Here is a 24,608-nt window from a genome sequence, read left to right on the forward strand (position 1 = left end):
CAAGCGGCGTCAGCCACCTTGCTCATCGATGTCCCTGAAGCGGCTTGCCGCTTCTGGCGATGGCAGCCGTCTTGGGGCCAGCCCAGGCCTCGATACCGAATCGCGCATGATCAGCTGGTGCGCAAGCACATGGTTGACCGTAACGCGTCCCGAGGACGGCGTGCGGCGAATCTCCCGCAACAGGATGTCGACCGCACTGTCTGCCATCTCTGCCACCGGCTGATGGACGGTGGTCAGTTCCGGCCACACCATTGTCGAGGCGGAGGTGTCATCGAAGCCCACCACCGACAGATCACCCGGCACCTCCAGGTCGCGCCGATGCGCCACGGAAACAACCGCCGATGCCATGTCATCGTTGCTGGCGAAGATCGCGCTGGGAGGCGGCTGCAGGGTCAGCAGCCGTTCGGCCGCGTCCAGTCCGGAGCGGTAGGTGAAGTAGCCGGGTTGGACCAGCGCGGGGTCATAGCCGATGCCGGCGTCAGCCAGTGCATCCCGGTAGCCCTGCCAGCGGTGCGCACTCGCGGTCTGATTCGGGTCGCCCTTGATGTACCCGATGCGGGTATGGCCGTGGGCGATCAGATGCGACACCATGTCGTGGCTTGCCTGGCGATCATCGATGCGCACGCAGGAAATCCTGTCGTTGAGATGGCTGGACGCAATGGAGACCACCGGGATGCCGGCGCCGACGAACTGGTCGACGATCGCTTTGGATTCGCACAGGGGCGGTGGAAGAATCACGCCCGCCACGCTGCTGGACAGCTGCCGTGCTGCTTCGCAGCGTGCCTCGGTATCCAGTTCATCCCAAGTGGCGATGACCAGCTGCGCCGCCGCCCGGGTGGACCCGCGCAGCGCACCCACCAGCAACTCGCGCAGGTAGCTGGAACTGGGATTGGTGTAGATCAGCGCGATGCAGGTGTGCTGTGCCGCCGCCAGCGCGCTTGCCGCAAGGTTGGGCCGGTAGTCCAGTTCGCGCACGCTGCGCATGACCCGTTCCCGGTTGGCGTCGCGCACGCTGGCATGGCCGTGGATGACGCGCGACACGGTCATGGCCGACACCCCAGCATGCGCCGCAACGTCGTCGATGGTGATGCCGCTCGCTTTCCGACGGGCCGCTTTGGGGCTGTTCTTCAAGGGCTCGGCTCCTTTGCTGCGCTGCATGATGACAAGCGTTATCCCGGGTGATTAGTCTGCGCCCGTGACGTGATGGTAGCGCTACCACTGTGCCGGGGTAAGGCCAGCGGGTACCCCCCCTTTACCACGCGGCTGTTCTGGCAAGTCTGAAAGCGAGTTGAGTCGCAGCGAGCGCACAGCGCGCTGCGATGTTCGGTGTGGAAGACGGGCATCGCCCGTACGTGCCCCCTGGAGGGGCGGTACATCCATTCGATCGTATGTCAGAGGGGAGAGTCATGAGCGCGTTTTCGATCCGTCGTACCGCAGGCCGGAGGGCTCGTTCATGAGCCGTACGCTGGCGAAGTTCACATCCAGGGCCATGTTCACCTTCGTAGGTGGCGTCCTGGTCATCAATCCCGCATTCGCACAGGACGCATCGACGCCTGCGCCGGTTACCCAGCCGCAGGCCCAGCCCAGCCCGACACAGCTGGATACCGTGCAGGTCACCGGTATCCGCAACAGCCTCAGCCAGGCGATGGATATCAAGCGTGACTCGGCCGGTGTGGTGGATGCGATCAGTGCCGAGGACATCGGCAAGTTCCCCGACACCAACCTGGCCGAGTCCCTGCAGCGCATCACCGGCATCTCCATCGAACGCCGTGATGGTGAGGGCGCGCAGGTAACAGCGCGTGGCTTTGGTCCCCAGTTCAACATGGTGACCCTCAACGGCCGCCAGATGCCGGGCGCCGATGCGTTCGGCGCGTCGGGCCAGGTGGCCATCGGCGGCGTGGACGGCGGTACCCGCGCCTTCAACTTCGCCCAGCTGGCCGCTGAAGCCATCAATGGCATCGAGGTCTACAAGACCAGCCAGGCCAACGTGCCCAGCGGGGGTATTGGCGCCACCATCAACATCCTGACCGCGCGGCCGTTCGACCATGAGGGCACCGTCGCCAGTGTCGGCGCCAAAGCCGTCTACGACGAGAGCCAACCGTTCGCCGACGACCTGACACCGGAGCTGTCCGGCATTTTCAGCTACAGCAATCCGGACAAGACCTTCGGCGTCGGACTGAGTGCCAGCTACCAGAAGCGCAAGGGTGGTTCGGTGCAGGCCACCAACAACTACTGGAACATCCAGCCGTGGACCGGCACGATGCCGGGCAACCCGACCGTGGTCAATGCACCGGCGGTGGGCGCGCTGTACGGTCGCCCGAACGACCTTCGCTATGCGTTCTCCGAGTTCGAGCGTGAGCGCATCAATGGCCAGGCGGTGCTGCAGTTCGCGCCGACCGACGCGGTGACCCTGACCCTGGACTACACCTATTCGACCAACGAGATCACCGAGAATCGTGGCGAGCAGGGCATGTGGCTGCAGAACAGCAACTACACCGATGTAACCTTCGACACCAGCGGTGCGGTCGCTACGCCGATCTATATCCGCGAAATCGCGGGAACCAAGGATTTCGGGCTTGAACAGCAGCGCAGCATGCAGAAGTACAAGCTGGGATCGCTCGGCTTCAATGCACTGTGGAACGTCACCGACCGGTTCAAGCTGACCTTCGACGCGCACAATTCGAAGAACGAAAGCCGGCCGAACGATCCGCTCACCGGGGGCGGCTCCATCTTCAGCAGCATCGCCGGCACCAACAACTGCACCACCGGGCCGCATTGCGGTGGGTCATGGGTGCAGGAAATGAACTTCAACAACGGCCTGCCGGTGGGCACCCAGGTCTGGTACCCGAGCACGGCAGACGCCATCGCCAAGACCAACGGCGTGGTCAACCCGGGCTTCGTGCCGGGCGAGATTGGTTCGCAGGTGCTGCGGATCAATTCGCAGAGCCAGATCAGCGAGATCAAACAGGGTCGCGTCGACGGTGAATGGAGCTTCGACAAGGGGCGCTTCCAGTTTGGCGTGGACTCGAGCAAGCAGACCACCCACCGCATCCAGGCCGCGGAGAATTACAACACCCTGGGCGACTGGGGCGTGGCCAACGTTGACGGGGATGTTGCCAACGGGCTGATGGACCTGCTGCAGCCGGTCAACATCGTCGGGTTGTTCAACGATTACAACGCCAACAGCTTCACGGCCTGGCGCGGCGATGCTGGCCGCCTGGCGCAGTGGGCGGCGGACAACTATGGCGCCAATCTGGGCGTTAGCCCGCAGCGCGCCGCCGACAACCTGGTGGAGGAGAAGACCAAATCGGCCTATTTCCAGGTCGAGCTGGACGGCGAACTGGGCGGCCGACGCACCAATACCCGTCTGGGCGTGCGCTATGAAACCACCGATGTGGTGTCCACCTCGGTCATCGCCATCCCGGAAGCCATCGAATGGCAGTCCAACAATGACTTCCGCGTGATCCTGTCCGACGAACAGCAGCCCTTCACCGAGAAAAACACCTACAGCTACATTCTGCCCAACCTCGACTTCAGCATCGACCTCATGGACGACCTGAAGGGGCGCGTCTCGTTTGGCAAGAGCATTGCGCGTGCGCCGATTGGCAACCTCTACGCGGGCCCGACCGCACAGCAACCGTTTGGCTCGGTGCTGATCGATCCGTCCTCGCGGGCCAGCGGCACCGCCCAGAACCCGCAGCTGAAGCCGCTGGAGTCGGACAACCTCGACCTGGCACTGGAGTGGTACTTCGCGGACGCCAGTTACGTGTCGGTGACGTACTGGAACAAGTCGGTCGACAATTTCATCGGCAACACCATCGTGCAGGAGAACCTGTACGGCCTGCGGGATCCCACCGCCGGTCCGGATGCGCAGGCCGCCCTGGCATTCCTCAACAGCGGCGCCTGCATCACCCAGGTGGGCGCAGCCAATGCGGCGGCATGCTCGGCCAATGACACCGCCCTGTTCACCGCGCTGGCCCTGCTGCGCAACAACCCGGCCGGCTTGGGCGCCTACACCGGTACCGACGCGCAGGTGCTGGCCACCGAAGCGGCCTACGATCTGTATGGCACGGGCGCTGACCCGTTGTACCAGTTCAACGTCAACCGCCCCATCAACCAGAACAAGGCCAAGCTGCACGGCTGGGAGCTGGGCGGGCAGTACTTCTTCGGCGACACCGGCTTTGGCGTCCTGGCCAACTACACCATCGTCGACGGCGATGTCGGCTACAACAATGCGGGCGACCCGGGCATCGACCAGTTCTCGCTCACGGGCCTGAGCGACACGGCCAATGCGATGCTAATGTACGAAAAGTACGGTTGGTCGGTTCGCTTGGCATGGAACTGGCGCGACCAGTACCTGATTCTGGCCAACCAGGGGGCCAGCCGGAATCCGTACTACGTGGAAGCTTACGAACAGTGGGATCTCAGCGTGAACTACACCCTGGATGATCACTGGTCGTTCGGCCTGGAAGCGATCAATCTGACCGGTGAAGACGTCCGCTGGCGTTCACGCACCTCGGAGATGATCGTGAAGCTCGCAGATCAAAGTCCGCGTTACATGCTCGGCGTTCGTTACAGGTTCTGAACGGTGGGTGCCGCTGCACGCGCAGCGGCACCTGTTCACGGCTCCTGAGGGGATTGGACAGCACCATGCCGCGTTACGAAATGCTCAACAACATCGCCCATCGCGACCTGCGGGTGGCGACCGGCTTCGGGCCCGAATTTGGCGACGCGGTGGGCATGGTTCCGGCCTACCCGAGTGAGTTTGCCGAGCTGCAGCGCGAGTACTCCATCTTCCTTCGCAAGGACGCCGCAACAGGCCAGTGGCAGTCGGTGGTTCTGCTGGGGTTCGAGCAGCACGAGAATCTGTATCTGCAGGACGGTCGCTGGAATGCATCCTATCTGCCCGGGGCGGCGGCCAAGGGGCCGTTCCTCATCGGATTCCAGGAGCACCAGGTCGACGGTGCGTTCACCCAGGACGCGGTGCTGCACGTGGACCTGGATCATCCGCGCGTGAACGCCCAGCAGGGCGAACCGGTATTCCTGCCGCAGGGCGGCAACACCCCCTACCTGGACCACATCGCAGGCGTGCTGCGTGGGATACACGATGGCCACGCGTTCGGGGCGGACATGTATGCGATGTTCGATGCGAAAGGCCTGATTCAGCCCCTTACCCTGGACGTGCAGATCGATCCGCAGCATCGGATCGGCGTCAATGGCCTGCACGCGATCGACCGTGACCGCCTGGCCCTGCTGGACGGTCCTGCGCTGGCTGAACTCAATCGCGCCGGGTATCTGGAGGGCGCGTATCTGATGCTGGCGTCCCTGCACAACATGCGCCGCCTGATCGCTGAGAAGCAGCGACGCCTGCGCATGCACGATGCCGCCGTTGCGGCCGGGGGACACTGACCCGTGCTGGACGGCGCCGCCATGCAGACCCTGGAAGGCCTGGACCCGGCCGCACTGCCGATGGAGGCGTTGGTGGCCGCGGGGGTGCCGGTGGTACTGCGGGGCATCGCGCGCAACTGGGGAGTGGTGCAGGCCGGGCTGCGCTCCACGCAGGAGGCGATGGCTTATCTGCGCAGCTTTGATGCCGGCGTGCCCGTGCCGTATTCCTTCGGCGGCCCCGAGATTGAAGGACGTCCGTTCTACAACGCCGATTTCACCCGGTTGAACGTGGAGGTCCGGCGTGGATTGCTGCCGCAGGTGCTCGACGAGATTGCCGACACCTTCGACGACCCGAAGCCACCCACCTATTACGTGGCGTCGCTGCTGATTGATCGGGCGCTTCCCGGGTTTGCGCAGTCCAACGACGCCGGTTTGGCGGGGCAGGGCATCGAGGCCTCGGCCAGCATCTGGATCGGCAACCGCGTGACTGCTTCCTGCCATTTCGACACCCCCGAGAACCTGGCGTGCTGCGTAGTGGGCCGACGCCGGTTCACCCTGTTTCCGCCGGAGCAGATCGACAATCTGTACCCGGGGCCGCTGGAGCCCACGCCGGGTGGCCAGGTGGTCAGCGTGGTGGATATGGATCGCCCGGACTTCGCGCGCCATCCCCGGTTCCGTGACGCGCTCGCAAGCGCGCAGACGGCTGTGCTGGAGCCCGGCGATGCGATCTTCATTCCGAGCATGTGGTGGCACCACGTGCGCAGCCTGATGCCGTTCAACGTGCTGGTGAACTACTGGTGGCGCAGTTCGCCGCACTTTCTTTCCTCGCCGTTGCCGGCGCTCCAGCATGCAATGTGGGCGCTGCGCGATCTGCCGCCACGCCAGAAACAGGCATGGTCTGAGATCTTCGCGTACTACGTTTTCGGTCCCGGCGAACGCGCAGGGCAGCACCTGCCGGACGTAGCCCGGGGTGAACTGGCGCCGTTCGACGAGACACAGGCACGGCGCACGCGCGCCCAACTGCTGGCTCGACTCAACCGCTGATGGGAGCATTGCATTGAACGTGGCGGACACAACACACGGGCGCATCCGCAAGGTGGTCATCGCCGGCGGCGGTACGGCAGGGTGGCTGGCCGGCTGTGCGCTGTCCCACCAGTTCCGCGACCAGCTGGACATCATCCTGGTGGAGTCCGAGCAGATCGGCACCGTGGGTGTCGGCGAGTCGACGGTGCCGCCCATCCGTACCTTCCACCGCTTTCTGCAGATCGACGAGCAGGAGTTCCTGCGCGCCGTCGCCGGCACGTTCAAGCTTTCGATCTCGTTCGAGAACTGGCGTCGCCCCGGGGATCGGTTCATCCATCCCTTCGGCACCATCGGGCAGGGCACCTGGGCCACGCCGTTCCACCATTTCTGGCTGGACAGCCTGCGCCGCGGCATGCCGTCGGACCTGGGCGACTTCTGCCTGGAGAGCGTCGCCTCACGCGGCGACCAGTTCTCGCTGGAGACCCAACCCGCGCTCAACTACGCGTATCACTTCGACGCCGGGCTGTATGCCAGGTTCCTGCGACGCAAGGCCGAAGGGCATGGCCTGCGACGGGTGGAAGGAAAGATCCGGGAGGTCCGGCAGCATGCCCACGACGGCTCCGTGGCGGCACTGGTGCTGGAAGACGGGCAGGTCATCGAGGGCGACCTGTTCATCGACTGCACCGGGTTCCGCGGGCTGTTGACCGAGCAGACCCTGCATACCGGCTATGAGGGCTGGAACGAATGGTTGCCCAGTGATCGCGCCGTTGCGGTGCAGACCGAGGCGGTCGCGCCGCCCGTTCCGTACACCCGTGCCATTGCACACGAGGCCGGCTGGCGCTGGCATATCGCGCTTCAGCACCGGGTTGGATGCGGGCTGGTGTTCTCCAGCCGGCACATGTCCGATGACGAGGCGCAGGCCAAGCTGCTGCGTGATGTTGACGGTCCGCCTCTGCGCGATCCCTGGTTGGTGCCGTTCCGCAGCGGGCGCCGGCTGAAGGCGTGGAACAAGAATGTGGTGGCGCTCGGGCTTGCCAGTGGCTTCATCGAGCCGCTGGAATCGACCAGCATCCACCTGACCATCAGTGCCGTGGTCCGCCTGATCCAGCTGTTCCCGATCGACGGCATCAGCCCGGCGCTGGTGGCGCTGTACAACGATGTCAGCCGCCAGGAAATGGAGCATGTGCGCGACTTCATCATCCTGCATTACCACGCTACCCAGCGCGACGAACCCATGTGGAAGGCCTGCCGCGAGATGGCCCTGCCGGAGTCGCTCGCGGTCCGGCTGCGCGCGTGGCGCGAACGTGCCCATGCCTGGCAGGACCCCGGTGAGTTGTTCCGCGTGGATTCCTGGACCAGCGTGTTGATGGGGCAGGGGATCCAGCCCGGTCCGCCGCACCCGCTGGCGGCGGCCATCAACGACGCAGACCTGCGGACGCTGTTGGCGCGAATCCGGCAGCCGGTGCAGCAGGCGGTCGCGACGATGCCGTCGCAGGCCGCCTTCATTGAACGCTACTGCAAGGCAGCGGCAGACGTGCTGGCCACGGCGCTCCGCCGTGGCGTAACAGAGCCGCACGCTGCGGCATGAAAATGGTAGCGCTACCTTCAACTACAGGTGAGGCGGAAGACGATGGATCTGGTGGCTGGAATCGACGCGGGTACGCAAAGTCTGAAGGTCGTGGTCTACGACCCTGCCGGGCGCCGTCTCATTGCCAACACCAGCGCCCCCCTGGACTTGGCGTCGGACGCCGATGGCAGCCGCGAACAGCGCCCGGCCGACTGGATCGCCGCACTGCATGCCTGCTTCCGTGCGGTTGATCCCAAGATACGGTCCCGCATCGCCGCACTGGCGGTGTCGGGCCAACAGCACGGGTTCGTTCCCGTCGACGCGGCAGGGGAGGTGCTGGCACCGGCCAAGCTGTGGTGCGACACCAGCACCTCGGCGGAGTGCGTGCAGATCATGGACACGGTGGGCGGAACAGCGCGCACCATCGCACTGGCGGGCAACCCTGTCCTGACCGGTTACACCGCGTCCAAACTGCCGTGGACGAAGGCCCACCGACCCGAGGCCTACGCGCGTCTTGCCACCATCCTGCTGCCGCACGACTATCTCAACTTCGTGTTGACCGGCCAGCGCTTCTGCGAGTACGGCGATGCCTCGGGCACGGGCTGGCTGGACGTGCGGACCCGTACCTGGTCGGCCGAGCTGCTCCGCGCAACCGATCCGGACCGCGACCTGGCCGCGTGCCTGCCGCGCATCGCCGCGCCCGAGGAAGTGTTCGACATCGATCCGTCCACCGCGGCGGCGCTGGGCCTGCCCGCGACAGTGAAGGTGGCCGTTGGCGGTGGCGACAACATGATGGCCGCCATCGGGACCGGCTGCGTCGCACCGGGCCGCCTGACGGTGAGCCTGGGCACCTCGGGCACCCTGTTCGCCTACTCCGACACCCCGGTGGTCGACCCGGACGGGGCGTGGGCCGCGTTCTGTTCGTCCACCGGCGGCTGGCTGCCGCTGATCTGCACGATGAACTGCACCGTGGTGACCGAACAGGTTGCCGACGCCTTCAGCTTCAGCACCCGGTACGGCGACGGACACCTGCGCGCCACATCGCCCGGGGCCGATGGCCTGGTGATGCTGCCGTTCCTCAATGGCGAGCGCACGCCGGACCTGCCGCTTGGCAAAGGGGTATTGGCGGGTCTGGACACGACCAACATGACCCCGGCGCACTTCTACCGCGCGGCCATGGAAGGGGCAACGTACACCCTGAAATATGGCTACGACGCCTTTATCCGCGCGGGCATGCGGTTCGACCGCATCGTGCTGACCGGTGGCGGCAGCAACAGTGCGCAGTGGCGGCAGATGGTGGCCGATGTATTCGGCCTTCCGGTGGACGTACCGACCCAGCCCGAAGGCGCGGCGTTCGGTGCGGCATTGCAGGCGCTGTGGGCCTTGGGCCAGGCGCGTGGTGACGCTGCGTCCATCGCCGATATCGCCGACCAGCACGTGGCGGTCGACCCGCTGCAGTCCGCACAGCCCGATCCGGCGCGTACGGCCGCCTACGCCGCGGCGTATGCCCGTTTTCTGCGCCATCTCGATGCCATCACGCCGTTGTATCGCGGCTGATACCCCCTTTTTCGCGACACCTCGCACAACGACAGGAAGACGCACCATGAGCAATCAGCCCTTCATCGGCGGCAAGGAATACTTCCCCGGCATCGGCCGCATCCCCTTCGAAGGCCGGGGCTCGGACAATCCCCTTGCCTTCAAGGTCTATGACGCGAACAAGGTCATCGGGGGCAAAACCATGCAGGACCACCTGCGTTTTGCGGCCTGCTACTGGCACACGTTCTGCAACGCCGGCCATGATCCGTTTGGCCCGGGCACGCGCCACTTCCCGTGGGAGACCGGCACGCCGATGGGCACCGCCGAGGCAAAGGTGGACGCGGCGTTCGAATTCTTCACCAAGCTCGGTGTGCCGTACTGGTGCTTCCACGATATCGACCTGGCGCCGGATGCCGAGGATGTCGGCGCGTACGAAAAGAACCTGAAGCACATGGTGGGACTGGCCAAAGAGCGCCAGGACGCGACCGGCATGAAGCTGCTGTGGGGCACGGCCAACCTGTTCTCGCACCCCCGCTACATGAACGGTGCATCCACCAATCCGGATTTCGCGGTGGTCGCGCGTGCCGCCGTACAGGTGAAGGCGGCGCTGGACGCCACGGTTGAACTGGGTGGCGAGCACTACGTGTTCTGGGGCGGCCGCGAAGGCTACGGCTCCCTGGCGAACACGCTGATGAAGCGTGAGGTCGACCACTTCGCGCGGTTCCTCACCATGGCGCGCGACTATGGCCGCAGCATCGGGCTGAAGGGCAATTTCCTGATCGAGCCCAAGCCGATGGAGCCGATGAAGCACCAGTACGACTTCGACAGCGCCACCGTGGTCGGCTTCCTGAAGGAGCATGGGCTGGACAAGGACTTCAAGCTCAACATCGAGGCGAACCACGCCACGCTGTCCGGGCACACCTTCGAGCACGACCTGCAGGTCGCTTCGGATCATGGCCTGCTGGGCAGTATCGACGCCAACCGCGGCAATGCCCAGAACGGCTGGGATACCGACCAGTTCCCGACCGACCTGTACGACACCGTGGGCGCGATGCTGGTGGTGCTGCGCCAGGGTGGGCTGGAAGGCGGCTTGAACTTTGATGCCAAGGTGCGTCGCGAATCCACCGATCTGGAGGACCTGTTCATTGCCCACATCGGTGGCATGGATGCGTTCGCCCGCGGGTTGGAAGTGGCTCATGCGCTGCTGAACGACTCGCCCCTGGAGCAGTGGCGCAAGGCGCGGTATGCCAGCTTCGACAGCGGGTCCGGCGAGCAGTTCGCGCGCGGCGCGCTCAGCCTTGCCGACCTGGCCGCACTTGGTGCCAAGGGTGGTGAACCCACGCAGATCAGCGGCAAGCAGGAGCGTTACGAGAACCTGATCAACCAGTACCTGCTGCGCTGAGCGTTGCAGCTTGCATTGATGACACCGGACCGGAGAAGGGCAGGGTAATGGACCAGGCAATGAAGGGCGGCGAGAACACCCGCCTGATTGTAGTGATCAGCGTGGTGGCGACGATTGGCGGATTCCTGTTCGGGTTCGACAGCGGGGTGATCAACGGCACCCAGGACGGGCTGCACCAGACCTTCAAATCCGGCGAGTGGATGCAGGGGTTCGAGATCGCATCGATGCTGTTGGGCTGCGCGGTCGGTGCCTTCAGCGCCGGCCGTCTGGCCGACCGCCTGGGGCGCCGCAACGTGCTGATTGTCTCGGCAGTGCTGTTCCTGCTGTCGGCGATCGGCGCGGGTGCGGCGTCGTCCTCGGCCATGTTCATCGTCGCGCGGGTGATGGGCGGCTTTGCGGTGGGAGCGGCGAGTGTGATCTCGCCGGCCTACATCGCCGAAGTGGCGCCAGCGCGTTACCGCGGCCGCCTGGCCACGGTGCAGCAGATCGCCATCATCAGCGGGCTCACCGTCGCGTTCCTGTCCAACTATCTGTTGGCAGCCACGGCGGGTGCGTCCACCGAAGCGCTGTGGGGCGGGTACGCGGCGTGGCGCTGGATGTTCTGGATGCAGGCGGTGCCGTCGCTGCTGTTCCTGGCGCTGTTGCTGACCATTCCGGAAAGCCCGCGCTATCTGGCGGTGAAGCGCCGCAAGGACGAGGCGCTGCAGGTGCTGACGCGGCTGTTCGGCGCTGCCGAAGCGCAGGCAAAGCTGGCCGAGATCGACGCCTCGCTGTCGACCGACCATCATCGCCCGCGGCTGTCGGATCTCCTCAGCAAGGCGACCGGCCGGGTCCGCCCGATTGTCTGGGTCGGCATCGGCCTGGCCACCTTCCAGCAGCTGGTCGGTATCAACGTAGTGTTCTACTACGGCGCCGTGCTCTGGCAAGCAGTTGGCTTCTCCGAGAACGACGCGCTGATGATCAATGTGCTGTCCGGTGCGCTCAGTATCGGTGCCTGCATCGTCACCGTGCTGTTGATCGATCGCATCGGGCGCAAGCCGTTGCTTTGGGCTGGCTCGGCCGGCATGGCGGTGTCGTTGGCCCTGTTGGTAGTCGCATTCGCCAGCGGCTCCCTGGTCGATACACACCTGCAGCTGCCGCCGGGCATGGGCACGCTGGCGCTGGTGGCGGCCAATGCCTACGTGGTGTTCTTCAACATCTCCTGGGGGCCGGTGATGTGGGTGATGCTGGGCGAAATGTTCCCCAACCAGATCCGTGGCTCCGGGCTGGCCGTGGCGGGGGCGGCGCAGTGGACCGCGAATTTCGCCGTCACGGTGACCTTCCCCATTCTGCTGGCGGGGACCGGGCTGGCCACGACGTACAGCATTTACCTGGTGGCGGCCGTCATCTCGATCTTCTTCGTGCTCAGGTACGTGCACGAAACCAAGGGCAAGGAACTGGAGCAGATGGAAGGATGAACGCGATTACCCATCAAGGCGCTGCACGCGCCCCGAAGACCGTGCTGCTGACCGCGCTGCTGCTGGTACTGGCCGCCTGCGGGAAGGATGACAAGGCGCCCGCGTCTGCGACGGCGGCCCCCGATCCATGGCCGCAGGTCACCTGGCCGCTGGCCGAGGACGCCGCGCTGGAAAAGCGCATCACCGACCTGATGGCGACCATGACGGTAGAGGAAAAGGTCGGCCAGCTGGTGCAGGGGGATATTGCCAGCATCACGCCGGATGATCTCCGCAAGTACCGGCTTGGCTCGATCCTGGCCGGTGGCAACTCCGACCCGGGCGGCCGTTACGATGCGTCGCCGGCCGAATGGCTGGCGCTCGCCGACGCCTTCTATGCGGCATCGATGGACACCTCGCAGGGCGGCAAGGCGATTCCGGTGCTGTTCGGGATCGATGCCGTGCACGGGCAGAGCAACATCATCGGCGCGACCCTGTTCCCGCACAACATCGGCCTGGGTGCGACCCGCAATCCGGAACTGCTGCGCCGGATCGGTGAAATCACCGCGCTGGAGACCCGTGCCACCGGCATGGAGTGGGCGTTCGCACCGACCGTGGCCGTCCCGCAGGATGACCGCTGGGGGCGCACCTATGAGGGCTACTCCGAATCACCCGACGTGGTGGCCAGCTATGCCGGTGCGATGGTCGAGGGCCTGCAGGGCAAGGTGGGCACGCCTGCCTTCCTGGACGGTCGCCATGTGATCGCGTCGGTAAAGCACTTCCTGGGCGACGGTGGCACGGCCGATGGCAAGGACCAGGGCGATACCCGGATCAGCGAGGCCGAGCTGGTGCGTATCCACGCGGCCGGGTATCCACCGGCGATTGCCGCGGGCGCACAGACCGTCATGGCGTCCTTCAACAGCGTCAACGGTGAAAAGATGCACGGTCACAAGCCGTACCTGACCGATGCGTTGAAGGGCCGCATGCATTTCGGTGGTTTCGTGGTGGGCGACTGGAACGGCCACGGGCAGGTCAAGGGCTGCACCACCACCGATTGCCCGGCCACCCTCAATGCCGGCCTGGACATGGCCATGGCGTCGGACAGCTGGAAGGGCTTCTATGAGACCACGCTGGCCGCAGTGAAGGCGGGCACCATCGCCCCGCAACGCCTGGACGATGCGGTGCGCCGGATCCTGCGGGTCAAGATGCGGCTGGGTCTGTTCGAGGCGGGCACGCCATCCTCGCGCGCGGTCGGTGGCCAGTTCGCGCTCATCGGCGCCCCGGCGCATCGTGAGGTCGCACGGCAGGCAGTGCGTGAATCGCTGGTGTTGCTGAAGAACCAGGGCGGCGTGCTGCCGTTGTCGCCGAAGCAACGCATCCTCGTCGCCGGTGACGGTGCCAACGACGTCGGCAAGCAGGCGGGCGGGTGGACCCTGAACTGGCAGGGCACCGGCACCACCCGCAAGGATTTCCCGAATGCAGACACCATCTTCGAGGGCATTGCGCAGCAGGCGAAGGCCGCTGGCGGTCAGGCGGAGCTGGCGGTGGACGGGAAGTATGCGACCAAGCCGGACGTCGCCGTGGTGGTGTTCGGGGAGAACCCCTATGCAGAGTTCCAGGGAGATCTGCCGACACTGGCCTACAAACCGGGGGACGACGCCGATCTTGCCCTGATCAAGCGACTGAAGGCCGAGGGCATTCCGGTGGTTGCGGTGTTCCTGAGCGGGCGCCCGCTGTGGGTGAACCGGGAAATCAATGCTGCCGACGCGTTCGTGGCGGCCTGGCTGCCCGGCTCGGAAGGCGCCGGCATTGCCGATGTGCTGCTGCGTGGGCCGGGGGGCGACGTGCAGCACGACTTCAAGGGCAAGCTGAGCTTCAGCTGGCCGCGCACGGCAACGCAGTACGTCAACAATGTGGGGCAGAAGGACTACGCCCCGCAGTTCGCCTTCGGTTTCGGCCTGACTTACGCCGATAACGGCGATCTGGCCGCGTTGCCGGAAGTTTCCGGCGTTACCGGCAATGAAGGCGCGGGCGGCGTGTTCTTCGCGCGCGGTGATGCCGGCGCCGGCATGGCGCTGCGACTGGAAGGCAGCACGGGGCAGGGCGTGACCGTCACCAAGGTGCCCGAGTCCCTTGATGGGGGCCTGCTGCAGGTCACCGGCGTGGATCACCTGGCGCAGGAAGACGGTCGTCGGCTTGCGTGGACGGGCAAGGGCGAGGCGATTGCCGCGTTGCAGTCGCACACGGCGCTGGACCTGCAGCGCGAGAGCAACGGCGACCTGATGCTGTTGACCACGTTGCGCGTTGACGCCGCACCCCAGGGCGAGGCGTGGTTGTCGGTAGGCTGCGGTCCGGGCTGCTCGGCACGTGTTGCGCTTGGACCGACGCTGGCCAAGCTGCCCAAGGGTCAATGGACCCGCGTGGGCGTGCCCTTGAAGTGCCTGGCGGCGGCAGGCGCGGATGTCGGCAAGCTGGATCGCCCCTGGTCCATCGGGACGGCGGGCGCGATGACGCTCTCGGTGTCACGCGTCGCCCTGGGTGCCTTGAACGAGGCGGAGGCCACCATCGCATGCCCGGGCGCGTGACGATGCGTCGTGCGGCATCAGCGTTTCGGTGGGCGCGCGACCGAGTCGCGCACCACCAGCCGGTGCGGCATGACGTGGTCGGTCAACACGCGCGTGTCCTCGCCCTTGCGGCGGATGGTGCGCAACAGGATATCGATGGCGGCGTCGGCCATCGCGGCGATGGGTTGATGGATGGTGGTCAGCTCGGGCCAGACGGTGGTGGCGGCCGAGGTGTCATCGAAGCCCACCACCGACAGGTCGCGGGGCACGTCCAGGCCGCGCCGGTGCGCGACGGAGATCACCGCCGCGCCCATATCGTCGTTGCTGGCGAAGATCGCGGTGGGCGGCTGGCGCTGGGCCAGCAGCTTCTCGGCGGCGGCGAGCCCCGAGCGGTAGGTGTAGTCGCCCTGCTGCACCAGGCCGGGATCAACCTCCAGCCCGGCCGCGTGCAAGGCCGTCACAAAGCCGTCGTAGCGCCGTGCACTGGCACTGAGGTCCTTGCGCCCACAGATGAAACCGATGCGGCTGTGGCCGTGCTGGATCAGGTGTTCGGCCAGTTCCTTGCCGGCCTGGAAGTCGTCGATGCGCACGCAGGAGATGCCGTTGCCCAGGTGGCCCGGTGCGATCGCGACCACCTGGATGCCGGCCTTGATGAGCTCGGTCACCGCCGGCTGCGACTCGCACAGCGGGGGCGGCAGGATGACGCCATCCACACGGCCGGCCAAGGCACGCGCGGCCTTGCGCTCGGCGGCGGGCTCGAAATCCTCCCAGTAGTCGACCACCAGCTGGATGGCAGCGTTGGACGCCACACGCAGCAGGCCGACCAGCAGTTCGCGCAGGTAAGCGCCGCTGGGATTGGTGTAGATCAGCGCAATGCGCGTGTGCTGTGCGGCGGCCAGCGTGCTGGCGGCCAGGTTGGGCGTATAGCCCAGTTCGCGCACCGCGCGCATCACGCGTTCGCGGGTGTCATCGCGCACCTTGCCCTGGTTGATCGCCCGCGACACCGTCATCGGCGACACCCCGGCCAGGGCTGCCACCTCGTCGATCGTCACGCCACTGGTTTTGCGACGGACCGATTTCTTCGGCTTGTCCAATACGCGCTCCCGTTTTTCGTTGCGACGCTGGCGCATCGAAGGCACGTCCGGAGCTTACAAGGTTTGCTGTCCCCGCTGCGGTTCCGCTGGGATGTCGAGCGGTGTCATTGGAGGGTGGGTGCGGTGATGGCGTTGTTGGCGTGCACGGGCACGGTGCGCGCGGAGGATGGCTACGCGCTCTGGATGCGTTACGCGCCGCTCGAACCCGCGCTGGCGGCCGATTACTACACGCGCCTGGCGGAGGTGGTAGCCCCGGATCAGACACCCATCCAGCGTGCCGCGCGCGAGGAGCTGGAACGTGGTCTCACGGGTCTGACAGGCAGCGCGCCGCGGATGCATGTCGCGCCCGCCATCAACCCGTCACTGGTCATCGGCACACCGCAGTCGTCGACCTTGATCGCGCCGCTACGCCAGGAGCTTGGCGCGCTGGGCGACGAAGGCTATCTGCTCCGGCAGACCCGCATCGACGGGCGCGACGTACTGCTGGTGGCCGCGCGCCGGGATATCGGCGTGCTGTACGGCGTGTTCCATCTGCTGCGACTGCTGCAGACCGGCGCATCGCTGGATGCGCTGGAGGTGCGCGAATCGCCACGGATGCAGCTGCGGGTGCTCAACCACTGGGACAACCTGGACGGCCATGTCGAACGCGGCTACGCCGGTCGCTCGCTGTGGGACTGGCAGACGCTGCCGGAGTGGCACGACCCGCGCTACACCGACTACGCACGCGCCAACGCCTCGGTGGGTATCAACGGCACCGTGCTCAACAACGTGAACGCCAATGCGCAGAGCCTGGCGCCGGACTACCTCGCCAAAGCGGCGACGCTGGCGGACATGTTCCGGCCCTACGGTATCCGCGTGTACCTCAGCGTGCGTTTCAGCGCGCCCATCGAACTAGGCGGCCTGAAAACCGCCGATCCGCGCGATCCGGACGTACAGCGCTGGTGGCAGCACAAGGCCGACGAGATTTACGCGCGCATTCCGGATTTCGGCGGCTTCCTGGTGAAGGCCAATTCCGAAGGGCAGCCCGGTCCGCAGGACTACGGCCGCTCGCACGCCGACGGCGCCAACCTGTTGGCCGATGCGCTGGCTCCCCATGGCGGCGTGGTGATGTGGCGGGCGTTCGTCTACGCGCACGATGTTCCTGCCGACCGTGCCACACAGGCGTACACCGAATTCGCGGGGCTGGACGGCACCTTCCGCCCGAACGTGATCCTGCAGGTGAAGAACGGGCCCATCGACTTCCAGCCCCGCGAGCCGTTCCACCCGCTGTTCGGGGCCATGCCGCGTACGCCGCTGATGATGGAAGTGCAGATCACCAAGGAATACCTCGGCTTCGCCACGCATCTGGTGTACCTGGGGCCGCTGTACGAAGAGGTGCTGCAGTCCCACACCCGTGGACCGGGCGCCACGGTGGCGCAGGCGCTGACCGGCATGGCCGGCGTCGCCAACATCGGCGCGGATCGCACCTGGAGTGGCTCGCACTTCGACCCCGCCAACTGGTATGCCTTCGGCAGGCTGGCATGGAATCCGCAGCAGTCGGCCCGCGCCATCGCGGCAGACTGGGCGGCGATGACCTTCTCGCCAGACCCCGCGGTCGTGCAGCCCATTGTCGGGATGATGATGGCCTCGCGCGAGGCCGCCGTGAACTACATGACCCCGCTGGGCCTGCACCACTTGATGGCACGCGGACATCACTACGGGCCCGGCCCGTGGGTCGACGGCGGCCCGCGCGCGGACTGGACGTCGGTGTACTACCACCGCGCCGACCGCGATGGCATCGGCTTCGACCGGACCGCCCGTGGCAGCAACGCGGTGGGCCAGTACGCCCCTGACGTGGCCGCGCGGTATGGCGACCTGGCGCGGGTGCCGAAGCCGCTGCTGCTGTGGTTCCATCACGTGCCGTGGGAGCACCGCATGGCGTCGGGCAAGACGTTGTGGGACGAGCTGGTCGGGCGCTATTCGCAGGGCGTGCGCCAGGTCCAGGACATGCAGGCGACCTGGGCGAGCCTGGGGGGCAGGGTGGACCCGCAACGGCATGCACAGGTCACCGCGTTCCTGCGTGTCCAGCTGCGCGAAGCACAGTGGTGGCGGAATGCGAGCGTGGCGTATTTCCAGTCGGTGAGCGGCAGGCCTCTGCCTGCCGGCGAGAGTGCCCCGCCGCACCCGCTGGGCTGGTACCAGCGCCTGCAGTTTCCTTCCGCGCCGGGAGATGGGCGATGAGCCATAGGACGTGGATTGGCTGGATGCTGGCAATGGCGTTCGCTGGCTGCGCCGTGCCGTCAATGGCGCAGGAACCGGTGACGACGCTGTTGCATCCGCTGTTCCAGGATCACGCCGTGCTGCAGCGCGACCAGCCGATTCCGGTCTGGGGCAACGCTGCACCTGGCACCACGGTGTCTGTCACATTGGCAGGACGGAACGTCACCACGCGCGCGGAGGCCAGCGGTCGCTGGCAGGCACGGCTCACACCGCTCGCCGCTGGCGGTCCGTACGTACTGTCGGTGCGGGCAGGGAAGGCCAGCCAGGTGGTGCAGGATGTGCAGATGGGCGATGTCTGGTTGTGTTCCGGACAGTCGAACATGGAACTGCCGGTGTGGCGGGCACTCGACGCGGGCAGCGAGATCGCCTCGGCCACACACCCGATGATCCGCCTGTTCACCGTGCCCAAGGCGGTGGCCACCGTGCCGCAACAGCAGTTCGGCGCGCCGGTTGCGTGGCACCCTGCGTCACCGGAGACGGTGCGCGACTTTTCTGCTGCCTGCTTCTACTTTGCGCGCGAGCTGCAGAAAACCGTCAACGTTCCGATGGGGCTGATCCAGGCGGCGTGGGGCGGCTCGCGGATCGAGGCCTGGACCAGCGCCGATGCGCTGCGCGCACAGGGCGGCATGGACCCGGCACTCGATGTGCTCGCGCTGTATGCCCGCGATCCGGCGGCGGCAAACGCACGCTGGGGCACGCAGTGGCAGCACTGGTGGGCAACGCGCGAGGGGGCTGTCGCCGACGACCGGCCGTGGCAGCCAGAGGCCGACGCCACGGGATGGCAAACGGCGCCGGCCATGCTCGGGGCATGGGAGCGCTGGGGCGTGCCGGCACTGTCCAGCTACAACGGCATGGTCTGGTACCGCAGCCAGGTGACCCTGACCGCCGCGCAGGCGGCGCAGGGTGCACAACTTGCGCTGGGCCCCATCGATGAGACGGACATGACCTGGGTGAACGGCGTGGCCGTGGGCAGCCAGTACGATCCGGGCGAGGCGCGGTCTTATGCGCTGCCCACCGGTGTGTTGACCGCGGGTGCGAACACGGTGGTGATCAATGTGCTGGACACGTACGGCGACGGTGGCCTGGCAGGCCCTTCGGACGCCCACGCCGTGGCGCTCGACGATGGCACGCGGATCGCCCTCGATGCGCCTTGGCAGTACCGTGCCGCGCCGAGTGCGCAGGCACCGCCGTCCGCGCCGTGGCACGCCGCCACCGGCCTGTCGACGTTGTACAACGCCATGATTGCGCCGCTGGGCGCCTATGGTCTGCGCGGCATGCTGTGGTACCAAGGCGAATCCAACACGGGTGATGGTCCTGCCTACGCCGCACGGCTGCGCGGCCTGCGCGCTGACTGGCGCAGGCAGTTCGGCGCGCAGATGCCGCTGCTGGTGGTGCAGCTGGCCGGCTACGGTCAGCCGCCCGTGGCGCCGGTGGACAGTGGCTGGGCGCAGGTACGCGAGGCGCAGCGGCGGGTCGCGGCCGAAGACCCGCGCACCGGGCTTGCGCTGGCCATCGACATCGGCGACGCGTACGACATCCATCCGCCCAACAAACAGGAGTTGGGCCGGCGCCTGGCTCGGGTGGCGCGTCATATGGTGTACGGCGACCGGACGCTGGCACCCGCCGGCCCGACGGCCCGCACGGCGTCGCTCGCACAGGGCAAGGTGCGGGTGGTGTTTGATGGTGTCACCGGCAGTTTGGTGACGACCGGTGCGAACGGCCCCATAGGATTCGAGCTCTGTGACGCCGAAGCACGGCACTGTGGCTATGCCGACGCGGTGCTGGAGGGGCGTGAGGTTGTGTTGGATTGCATGGATTGTCTGGAGCCGGCCAGCGGCCGGCACTACCGGGGTGCTGCGTTGCTTGTGCGCTATTGCTGGGCCGACGGTCCGGTCTGCACGCTGCGCGACAGCAGCGGTGCGCCGGCTGGGCCCTTCGAGCTTTCTCTTAACGCTGCGGAGGTTCGCTGATGCGTCTGCTGATGGCCACGGTCGTTCTGCTGTTGTCGGCGACGGTGTCGCCACTGGGCGCTGCGCCTGCGCCTGCGCCGCCGGTGTACTTCGACTGGTTCGAGTATTCGGGTCACGACGCGGCCTTTGAAACGCCCCTGCCAGCCGGTCACTACCGCAACCCGATCCTGGCCGGCTTCCATGCAGATCCGAGCATCGTCAGCGCGAACGGGCGCTTCTACCTGGTCAATTCCAGCTTCACCTACTTCCCGGGCATTCCGGTGTTCGAGAGCGTCGACCTGGTGCACTGGAAGCAGATCGGCAACGTGATCGACCGTCCGGGCCAGCTGGATTTCGACGGCCTGAGCGTGTCGCGCGGCATCTTCGCGCCGGCGATCGCGTACCACGACGGCATGTTCTATGTGGTCACCACAGCGGTGGACAGCGGCGGCAATTTCATCGCCACCGCGCGGGACCCTGCCGACCCGTGGTCCGACCCGCACTGGCTGCCAGGCGTCGGCGGCATCGATCCGTCGCTGTTTTTCGACGAGGACGGCACCGTTTACCTGCTGAACAATGATGAGCCGCCCGGTCCGCAGCGCTACGAAGGCCACCGCGCCATCTGGATGCAGCAGATCGACCTGGCCACCTTCCAGCCGGTGGGTGCGCGCAAGGTACTGATCGACGGCGGCGTGGAGCCGGCGAAGAACCCGATCTGGATCGAAGGACCGCACCTGTACAAGCGCGACGGCTGGTACTACCTCTCCGACGCCGAGGGCGGCACCGGGCCACAGCATTCCCAGGTGGTGCTGCGCAGCCGCGACGTCTGGGGACCCTACGTGCCATATGCGGACAATCCGATTCTCACCCAGCGCGACCTGCCCGGTGACCGGCCGCTGCCGATCACCAATGCCGGGCATGCCGATCTGGTGGAAGGGCCGGACGGCTCCTGGTGGGCGGTGTTCCTTGCCAGTCGCAACTACGACGCACGCCACTACAACACGGGCAGGGAGACGTATCTGCTTCCGGTGGAATGGCGGAACGGCTGGCCGGTGATCCTGCCGGCTGGCCAGGCCATCCCGTATGCGGTCAAGGCGCCGTCGTGGATGCAGGGCGAGGCGTCGCAGGCGCCTTCCACCGGCAACTTCGTCGACCGCGACGCGTTCGATGCCCCGGTGCTGGGCACGGGATGGCTGCGCGTGCGCGTTCCGAAACAAGCCTGGGCAGACCTGCGCGGGCGGCCGGGCAGCTTGGCGGTGCATCCGCTGCCGGAGGATCTGGACACGCTGCGCAACCCAGCCTTCCTTGGGCGCCGCCAGCAGCATCTGCGCTTCGAGGCCAGCACCGCGATGACGCGCCCGGCGGCAGGGGTGGCGGCCGGCCTGGCCGCATTCCAGAGCGAGGCGTACTGGTATTTCCTTGGCGTCCGCAGCCTGGGCGGTGACCGTGTTGCGGTCTTCCTCGAAGCACGCGACGGCGGCGGCGCGACCAGGACGCTGGCCAGCCGGGAGCTGGACGCAACCCCGTCACTGCGCCTGCGGATTGCAGGTGACGAAGGCCACTATGCGTTCGCGTTCGATACCGGCGACGGCCGTGGCTGGCAGACGCTCGCCGACAACGTGGACGGCACTGTATTGAGTACTGATCGTGCCGGCGGTTTTGTCGGCGCCCTGCTGGGACCATTCGCGCGCGATGAGCGCGCCTTGAGGAGCAAATGATGACGCGCAAGCCCATCGTCCGCACGCTGGCGCTTTGCGCCGCCGCCGCCCTGGCAAACGTCGGTTACGCCGCCGGGCCCCAGCCTTGGCTCGACACCTCGGCCAGCTTCGAAACCCGTGCGGCCGCGCTGGTGGCGCAGATGAGCCTGGAAGAGAAGGCGGGACAGATGCAGAATGCCGCGCCTGCCATCGAGCGTCTCGGCGTGCCGGCCTACGATTGGTGGAACGAAGGCCTGCACGGCGTCGCGCGGGCAGGGCAGGCCACGGTGTTTCCGCAGGCCATCGGGCTGGCGGCCACGTTCGATGTGCCGTTGATGGGACAGGTGGCGACCACCATCAGCGACGAAGCGCGCGCCAAGCATCACCAGTTCGTCCGTGAAGGATCGCATGGCCGCTATCAGGGGCTGACCTACTGGTCGCCGAACATCAACATCTTCCGTGACCCGCGCTGGGGGCGGGGCCAGGAGACCTACGGTGAGGACCCGTACCTCACCGCGCGGATGGGCGTCGCCTTCGTGCAAGGCCTGCAGGGCGACGACCCGATGTACCGCAAGCTCGACGCCACGGCCAAGCACTTGGCTGTGCACAGTGGCCCCGAGGCCGACCGTCACCACTTCGACGCCCGCCCGAGCAGACGCGACCTGTATGACACCTACCTGCCGGCGTTCGAGGCGCTGGTGAAAGAGGGGCAGGTAGATGCGGTGATGGGCGCCTACAACCGGGTGTACGGCGAGTCCGCCAGCGCCAGCCAGTTCCTGCTGCGCGACGTACTGCGCCGCGACTGGGGCTTCAAGGGCTATGTGGTGTCTGACTGCTGGGCCATTGTCGATATCTGGAAGCATCACAAGATCGTGCCCACCCGCGAGGCTGCGGCGGCGTTGTCCGTCAAGAACGGCACCGAGCTGGAGTGCGGCCAGGAATACGCGACGCTGCCGGCGGCCGTGCGGCAGGGCCTGATCAGCGAGGCGGAGATCGACGACGCGGTGACGCGCCTGTTCACCGCGCGGATGCGGCTGGGCATGTTCGATCCACCCGAGCACGTGCGCTGGGCGCGGATTCCCGCGTCCGTGAACCAGGCCCCGGCACACGATGCGCTGGCGTTGAAGGCCACCCAGAAATCGCTGGTGCTGCTGAAGAACGATGGCATCCTGCCACTGTCACGCAGCCTCAAGCGCATTGCCGTGGTCGGTCCCACTGCCGATGACACCATGGCACTGCTCGGCAACTACTTCGGCACGCCGGCAGCACCGGTCACCATCCTGCAGGGGATCCGCGATGCAGCCCAGGGCGTGGAGGTGCGGTACGCCCGCGGTGTGGACCTGGTCGAAGGGCGCGACGATCCCGGTGCAACGCCGTTGATTGAAGCGGCCTACCTGCGCCCCTCGGCCGATTCCCCCGAACGCGGCCTGCGCGGTGAGTACTTCCGCACGGCCGATCTTTCCGGGACGCCGGCGCTGGTCCGCACCGATGCACAGATCGGCTTCCGCTGGGACAGGGGTTCACCGACCGACAATCTGTTGGCCCGCGGCGAGGCGGCGCCGGGGCAGGGCATTCCCAGCGACGGGTTCAGCATCCGCTGGCGTGGCCAGCTGCTGCCGCCAGTGTCGGGCCGCTACCGGATCGAGGCCGCTGCCGACGACGGCTTCCGCCTCTACGTGGACGGCAAGCGGGTACTGGACCACTGGGCCAACAGCGACCGCCTGCGCAGCGACGGCGTGGCGATGGACCTGCAGGCCGGCCGTGCGTACGACCTGAAGCTGGAGTACTACGATGCCGAGCGCGACGCCGGCGTGCGCCTGGGCTGGCGCATGCCGGGGGCAAAGCCGCCGTTCGAGGAGGCCGTCGATGCCGCCCGCAGCGCGGATGTGGTGGTGTTCGTCGGCGGCTTGACCGGCGACGTGGAGGGCGAAGAGATGACGGTCAACTATCCGGGCTTCGCTGGCGGCGACCGCACCGACCTGCGCCTGCCCGCGACGCAGCGCGCCCTGCTGGAAGCGCTGCACGCCACCGGCAAGCCGGTGGTGATGGTGTTGACGGGGGGGTCGGCGTTGGCGGTGGAATGGGCCCAGGCGAATCTGTCCGCGATCCTGATGAGCTGGTATCCCGGGCAACGCGGCGGCACCGCCGTGGGCAACGCGCTGTTCGGCGACGTCAACCCGGGCGGCCGACTGCCGGTGACGTTCTACACCGCAGACCAGGCGATGCCCGCGTTCGACGATTACACGATGGAAGGCCGCACCTACCGCTACTTCCGCGGCACACCGCTGTATCCCTTCGGCTACGGGCTGTCCTATACCCGCTTCGACTACGGCAGGCTCCGCCTCGATGCGCCCCGCATTGCCGACAACGGCACGCTCAAGGTGCAGGTGGACGTGACCAACACCGGCAAGCGCGCGGGCGATGAAGTGGTGCAGCTGTATGTGCGACGCCTCGCCGCCGGAGCAGGGGACGCGCAGCAGACCCTGCGTGGCTTCCAGCGCGTTCACCTTGCCCCGGGCGAGCGGCGCACCGTGGCATTCAGCCTGGACGCGCACCAGGCGCTGCGCGAGTACGACGAAGCGCGCGGCGCCTATGGCGTGCCGTCCGGGGCGTACGAGGTGCGGATAGGCGGCTCAAGCGCCGATGCCCGCGTGCAGAGCCGCTTCAACGTGGAGGCGAATCGTGACTGATTCGCG

The 24,608-nt window shown here is 66.8% G+C and carries 14 protein-coding genes; 12 read left to right on the forward strand and 2 right to left on the reverse strand.

Annotated features, from left to right (window positions below; genetic code table 11):
- Positions 1–9 precede the first annotated feature (9 nt).
- A complete protein-coding gene (locus ACZ0AE_RS09985; protein WP_463600971.1) occupies positions 10–1,131 on the reverse strand; it encodes a LacI family DNA-binding transcriptional regulator in 1,122 nt (373 codons plus the stop codon).
- 322 nt (positions 1,132–1,453) lie between these two features.
- On the opposite strand from ACZ0AE_RS09985, the gene ACZ0AE_RS09990 reads away from it, so the two are divergent.
- The 8 genes from ACZ0AE_RS09990 (at position 1,454) to ACZ0AE_RS10025 (ending at position 14,934) form a co-directional block, all read left to right on the forward strand.
- Positions 1,454–4,585 carry a TonB-dependent receptor gene (locus ACZ0AE_RS09990; RefSeq protein WP_038688298.1) on the forward strand — a complete coding sequence of 1,044 codons (3,132 nt, stop codon included), beginning with the start codon at positions 1,454–1,456 and terminating at the stop codon, positions 4,583–4,585.
- 65 nt (positions 4,586–4,650) lie between these two features.
- Positions 4,651–5,409: a SapC family protein gene (locus ACZ0AE_RS09995; RefSeq protein ID WP_463600972.1), complete on the forward strand. Its 759-nt coding sequence runs from the start codon at positions 4,651–4,653 to the stop codon at positions 5,407–5,409.
- Positions 5,410–5,430: 21 nt separating this feature from the next.
- Entirely contained in the window at positions 5,431–6,432 is a 1,002-nt protein-coding gene (locus tag ACZ0AE_RS10000) for a cupin-like domain-containing protein (protein ID WP_463600973.1), read from the forward strand.
- A 13-nt stretch (positions 6,433–6,445) separates the two neighbouring features.
- The gene (locus tag ACZ0AE_RS10005) at positions 6,446–7,999 is read left to right on the forward strand and encodes a tryptophan halogenase family protein (RefSeq protein WP_463600974.1); all 1,554 of its coding nucleotides are present in this window, start codon (positions 6,446–6,448) and stop codon (positions 7,997–7,999) included.
- Between the two features lie 42 nt (positions 8,000–8,041).
- Entirely contained in the window at positions 8,042–9,535 is a 1,494-nt protein-coding gene (gene xylB / locus ACZ0AE_RS10010) for a xylulokinase (protein WP_463600975.1), read from the forward strand.
- 46 nt (positions 9,536–9,581) lie between these two features.
- Positions 9,582–10,916, forward strand: coding sequence for a xylose isomerase (gene xylA / locus ACZ0AE_RS10015; RefSeq protein WP_038688292.1), 1,335 nt, complete (start codon positions 9,582–9,584; stop codon positions 10,914–10,916).
- A 47-nt stretch (positions 10,917–10,963) separates the two neighbouring features.
- Positions 10,964–12,373, forward strand: a complete 1,410-nt coding sequence (locus ACZ0AE_RS10020) for a sugar porter family MFS transporter (protein WP_038688290.1) — start codon at positions 10,964–10,966, stop codon at positions 12,371–12,373.
- Complete coding sequence (locus ACZ0AE_RS10025) at positions 12,370–14,934, forward strand: glycoside hydrolase family 3 protein (protein ID WP_463600976.1); 2,565 nt, start codon at positions 12,370–12,372, stop codon at positions 14,932–14,934. The genes ACZ0AE_RS10020 and ACZ0AE_RS10025 overlap by 4 nt, the downstream gene beginning before the upstream one ends.
- 17 nt (positions 14,935–14,951) lie before the next feature.
- On the opposite strand, the gene ACZ0AE_RS10030 is transcribed toward ACZ0AE_RS10025, so the two are convergent.
- Complete coding sequence (locus ACZ0AE_RS10030) at positions 14,952–16,007, reverse strand: LacI family DNA-binding transcriptional regulator (protein ID WP_463602084.1); 1,056 nt, start codon at positions 16,005–16,007, stop codon at positions 14,952–14,954.
- 126 nt (positions 16,008–16,133) lie between these two features.
- Between ACZ0AE_RS10030 and ACZ0AE_RS10035 the strand changes: the two genes are divergently transcribed.
- From ACZ0AE_RS10035 to ACZ0AE_RS10050, 4 genes are read left to right on the forward strand one after another with little or no spacing between them, the layout of a single operon-like run.
- Positions 16,134–18,227, forward strand: coding sequence for an alpha-glucuronidase family glycosyl hydrolase (locus ACZ0AE_RS10035; protein WP_463600977.1), 2,094 nt, complete (start codon positions 16,134–16,136; stop codon positions 18,225–18,227).
- A 32-nt stretch (positions 18,228–18,259) separates the two neighbouring features.
- Entirely contained in the window at positions 18,260–20,236 is a 1,977-nt protein-coding gene (locus tag ACZ0AE_RS10040) for a sialate O-acetylesterase (RefSeq protein ID WP_463600978.1), read from the forward strand.
- The gene (locus ACZ0AE_RS10045; protein WP_463600979.1) at positions 20,236–21,933 is read left to right on the forward strand and encodes a glycoside hydrolase family 43 protein; all 1,698 of its coding nucleotides are present in this window, start codon (positions 20,236–20,238) and stop codon (positions 21,931–21,933) included. Before ACZ0AE_RS10040 ends, ACZ0AE_RS10045 begins: the two co-directional genes overlap by 1 nt.
- On the forward strand, positions 21,930–24,602 hold the full coding sequence (locus tag ACZ0AE_RS10050; RefSeq protein ID WP_463600980.1) for a glycoside hydrolase family 3 protein: 2,673 nt from the start codon (positions 21,930–21,932) through the stop codon (positions 24,600–24,602). The genes ACZ0AE_RS10045 and ACZ0AE_RS10050 overlap by 4 nt, the downstream gene beginning before the upstream one ends.
- Positions 24,603–24,608 lie beyond the last annotated feature (6 nt).

The organism is Stenotrophomonas sp. AC248, from assembly GCF_979258185.1.

Excerpts from the sequence above, each read along its gene's own strand:
- ACZ0AE_RS09990 (WP_038688298.1), top strand. The coding sequence starts at position 1,454 with ATGAGCCGTACGCTGGCGAAGTTCACATCCAGGGCCATGTTCACCTTC.
- ACZ0AE_RS09995 (WP_463600972.1), top strand. The coding sequence starts at position 4,651 with ATGCCGCGTTACGAAATGCTCAACAACATCGCCCATCGCGACCTGCGG.
- ACZ0AE_RS10000 (WP_463600973.1), top strand. The coding sequence starts at position 5,431 with ATGCAGACCCTGGAAGGCCTGGACCCGGCCGCACTGCCGATGGAGGCG.
- xylB (WP_463600975.1), top strand. The coding sequence starts at position 8,042 with ATGGATCTGGTGGCTGGAATCGACGCGGGTACGCAAAGTCTGAAGGTC.
- xylA (WP_038688292.1), top strand. The coding sequence starts at position 9,582 with ATGAGCAATCAGCCCTTCATCGGCGGCAAGGAATACTTCCCCGGCATC.
- ACZ0AE_RS10020 (WP_038688290.1), top strand. The coding sequence starts at position 10,964 with ATGGACCAGGCAATGAAGGGCGGCGAGAACACCCGCCTGATTGTAGTG.
- ACZ0AE_RS10025 (WP_463600976.1), top strand. The coding sequence starts at position 12,370 with ATGAACGCGATTACCCATCAAGGCGCTGCACGCGCCCCGAAGACCGTG.
- ACZ0AE_RS10035 (WP_463600977.1), top strand. The coding sequence starts at position 16,134 with ATGGCGTTGTTGGCGTGCACGGGCACGGTGCGCGCGGAGGATGGCTAC.
- ACZ0AE_RS10040 (WP_463600978.1), top strand. The coding sequence starts at position 18,260 with ATGGCGTTCGCTGGCTGCGCCGTGCCGTCAATGGCGCAGGAACCGGTG.
- ACZ0AE_RS10045 (WP_463600979.1), top strand. The coding sequence starts at position 20,236 with ATGCGTCTGCTGATGGCCACGGTCGTTCTGCTGTTGTCGGCGACGGTG.
- ACZ0AE_RS10050 (WP_463600980.1), top strand. The coding sequence starts at position 21,930 with ATGATGACGCGCAAGCCCATCGTCCGCACGCTGGCGCTTTGCGCCGCC.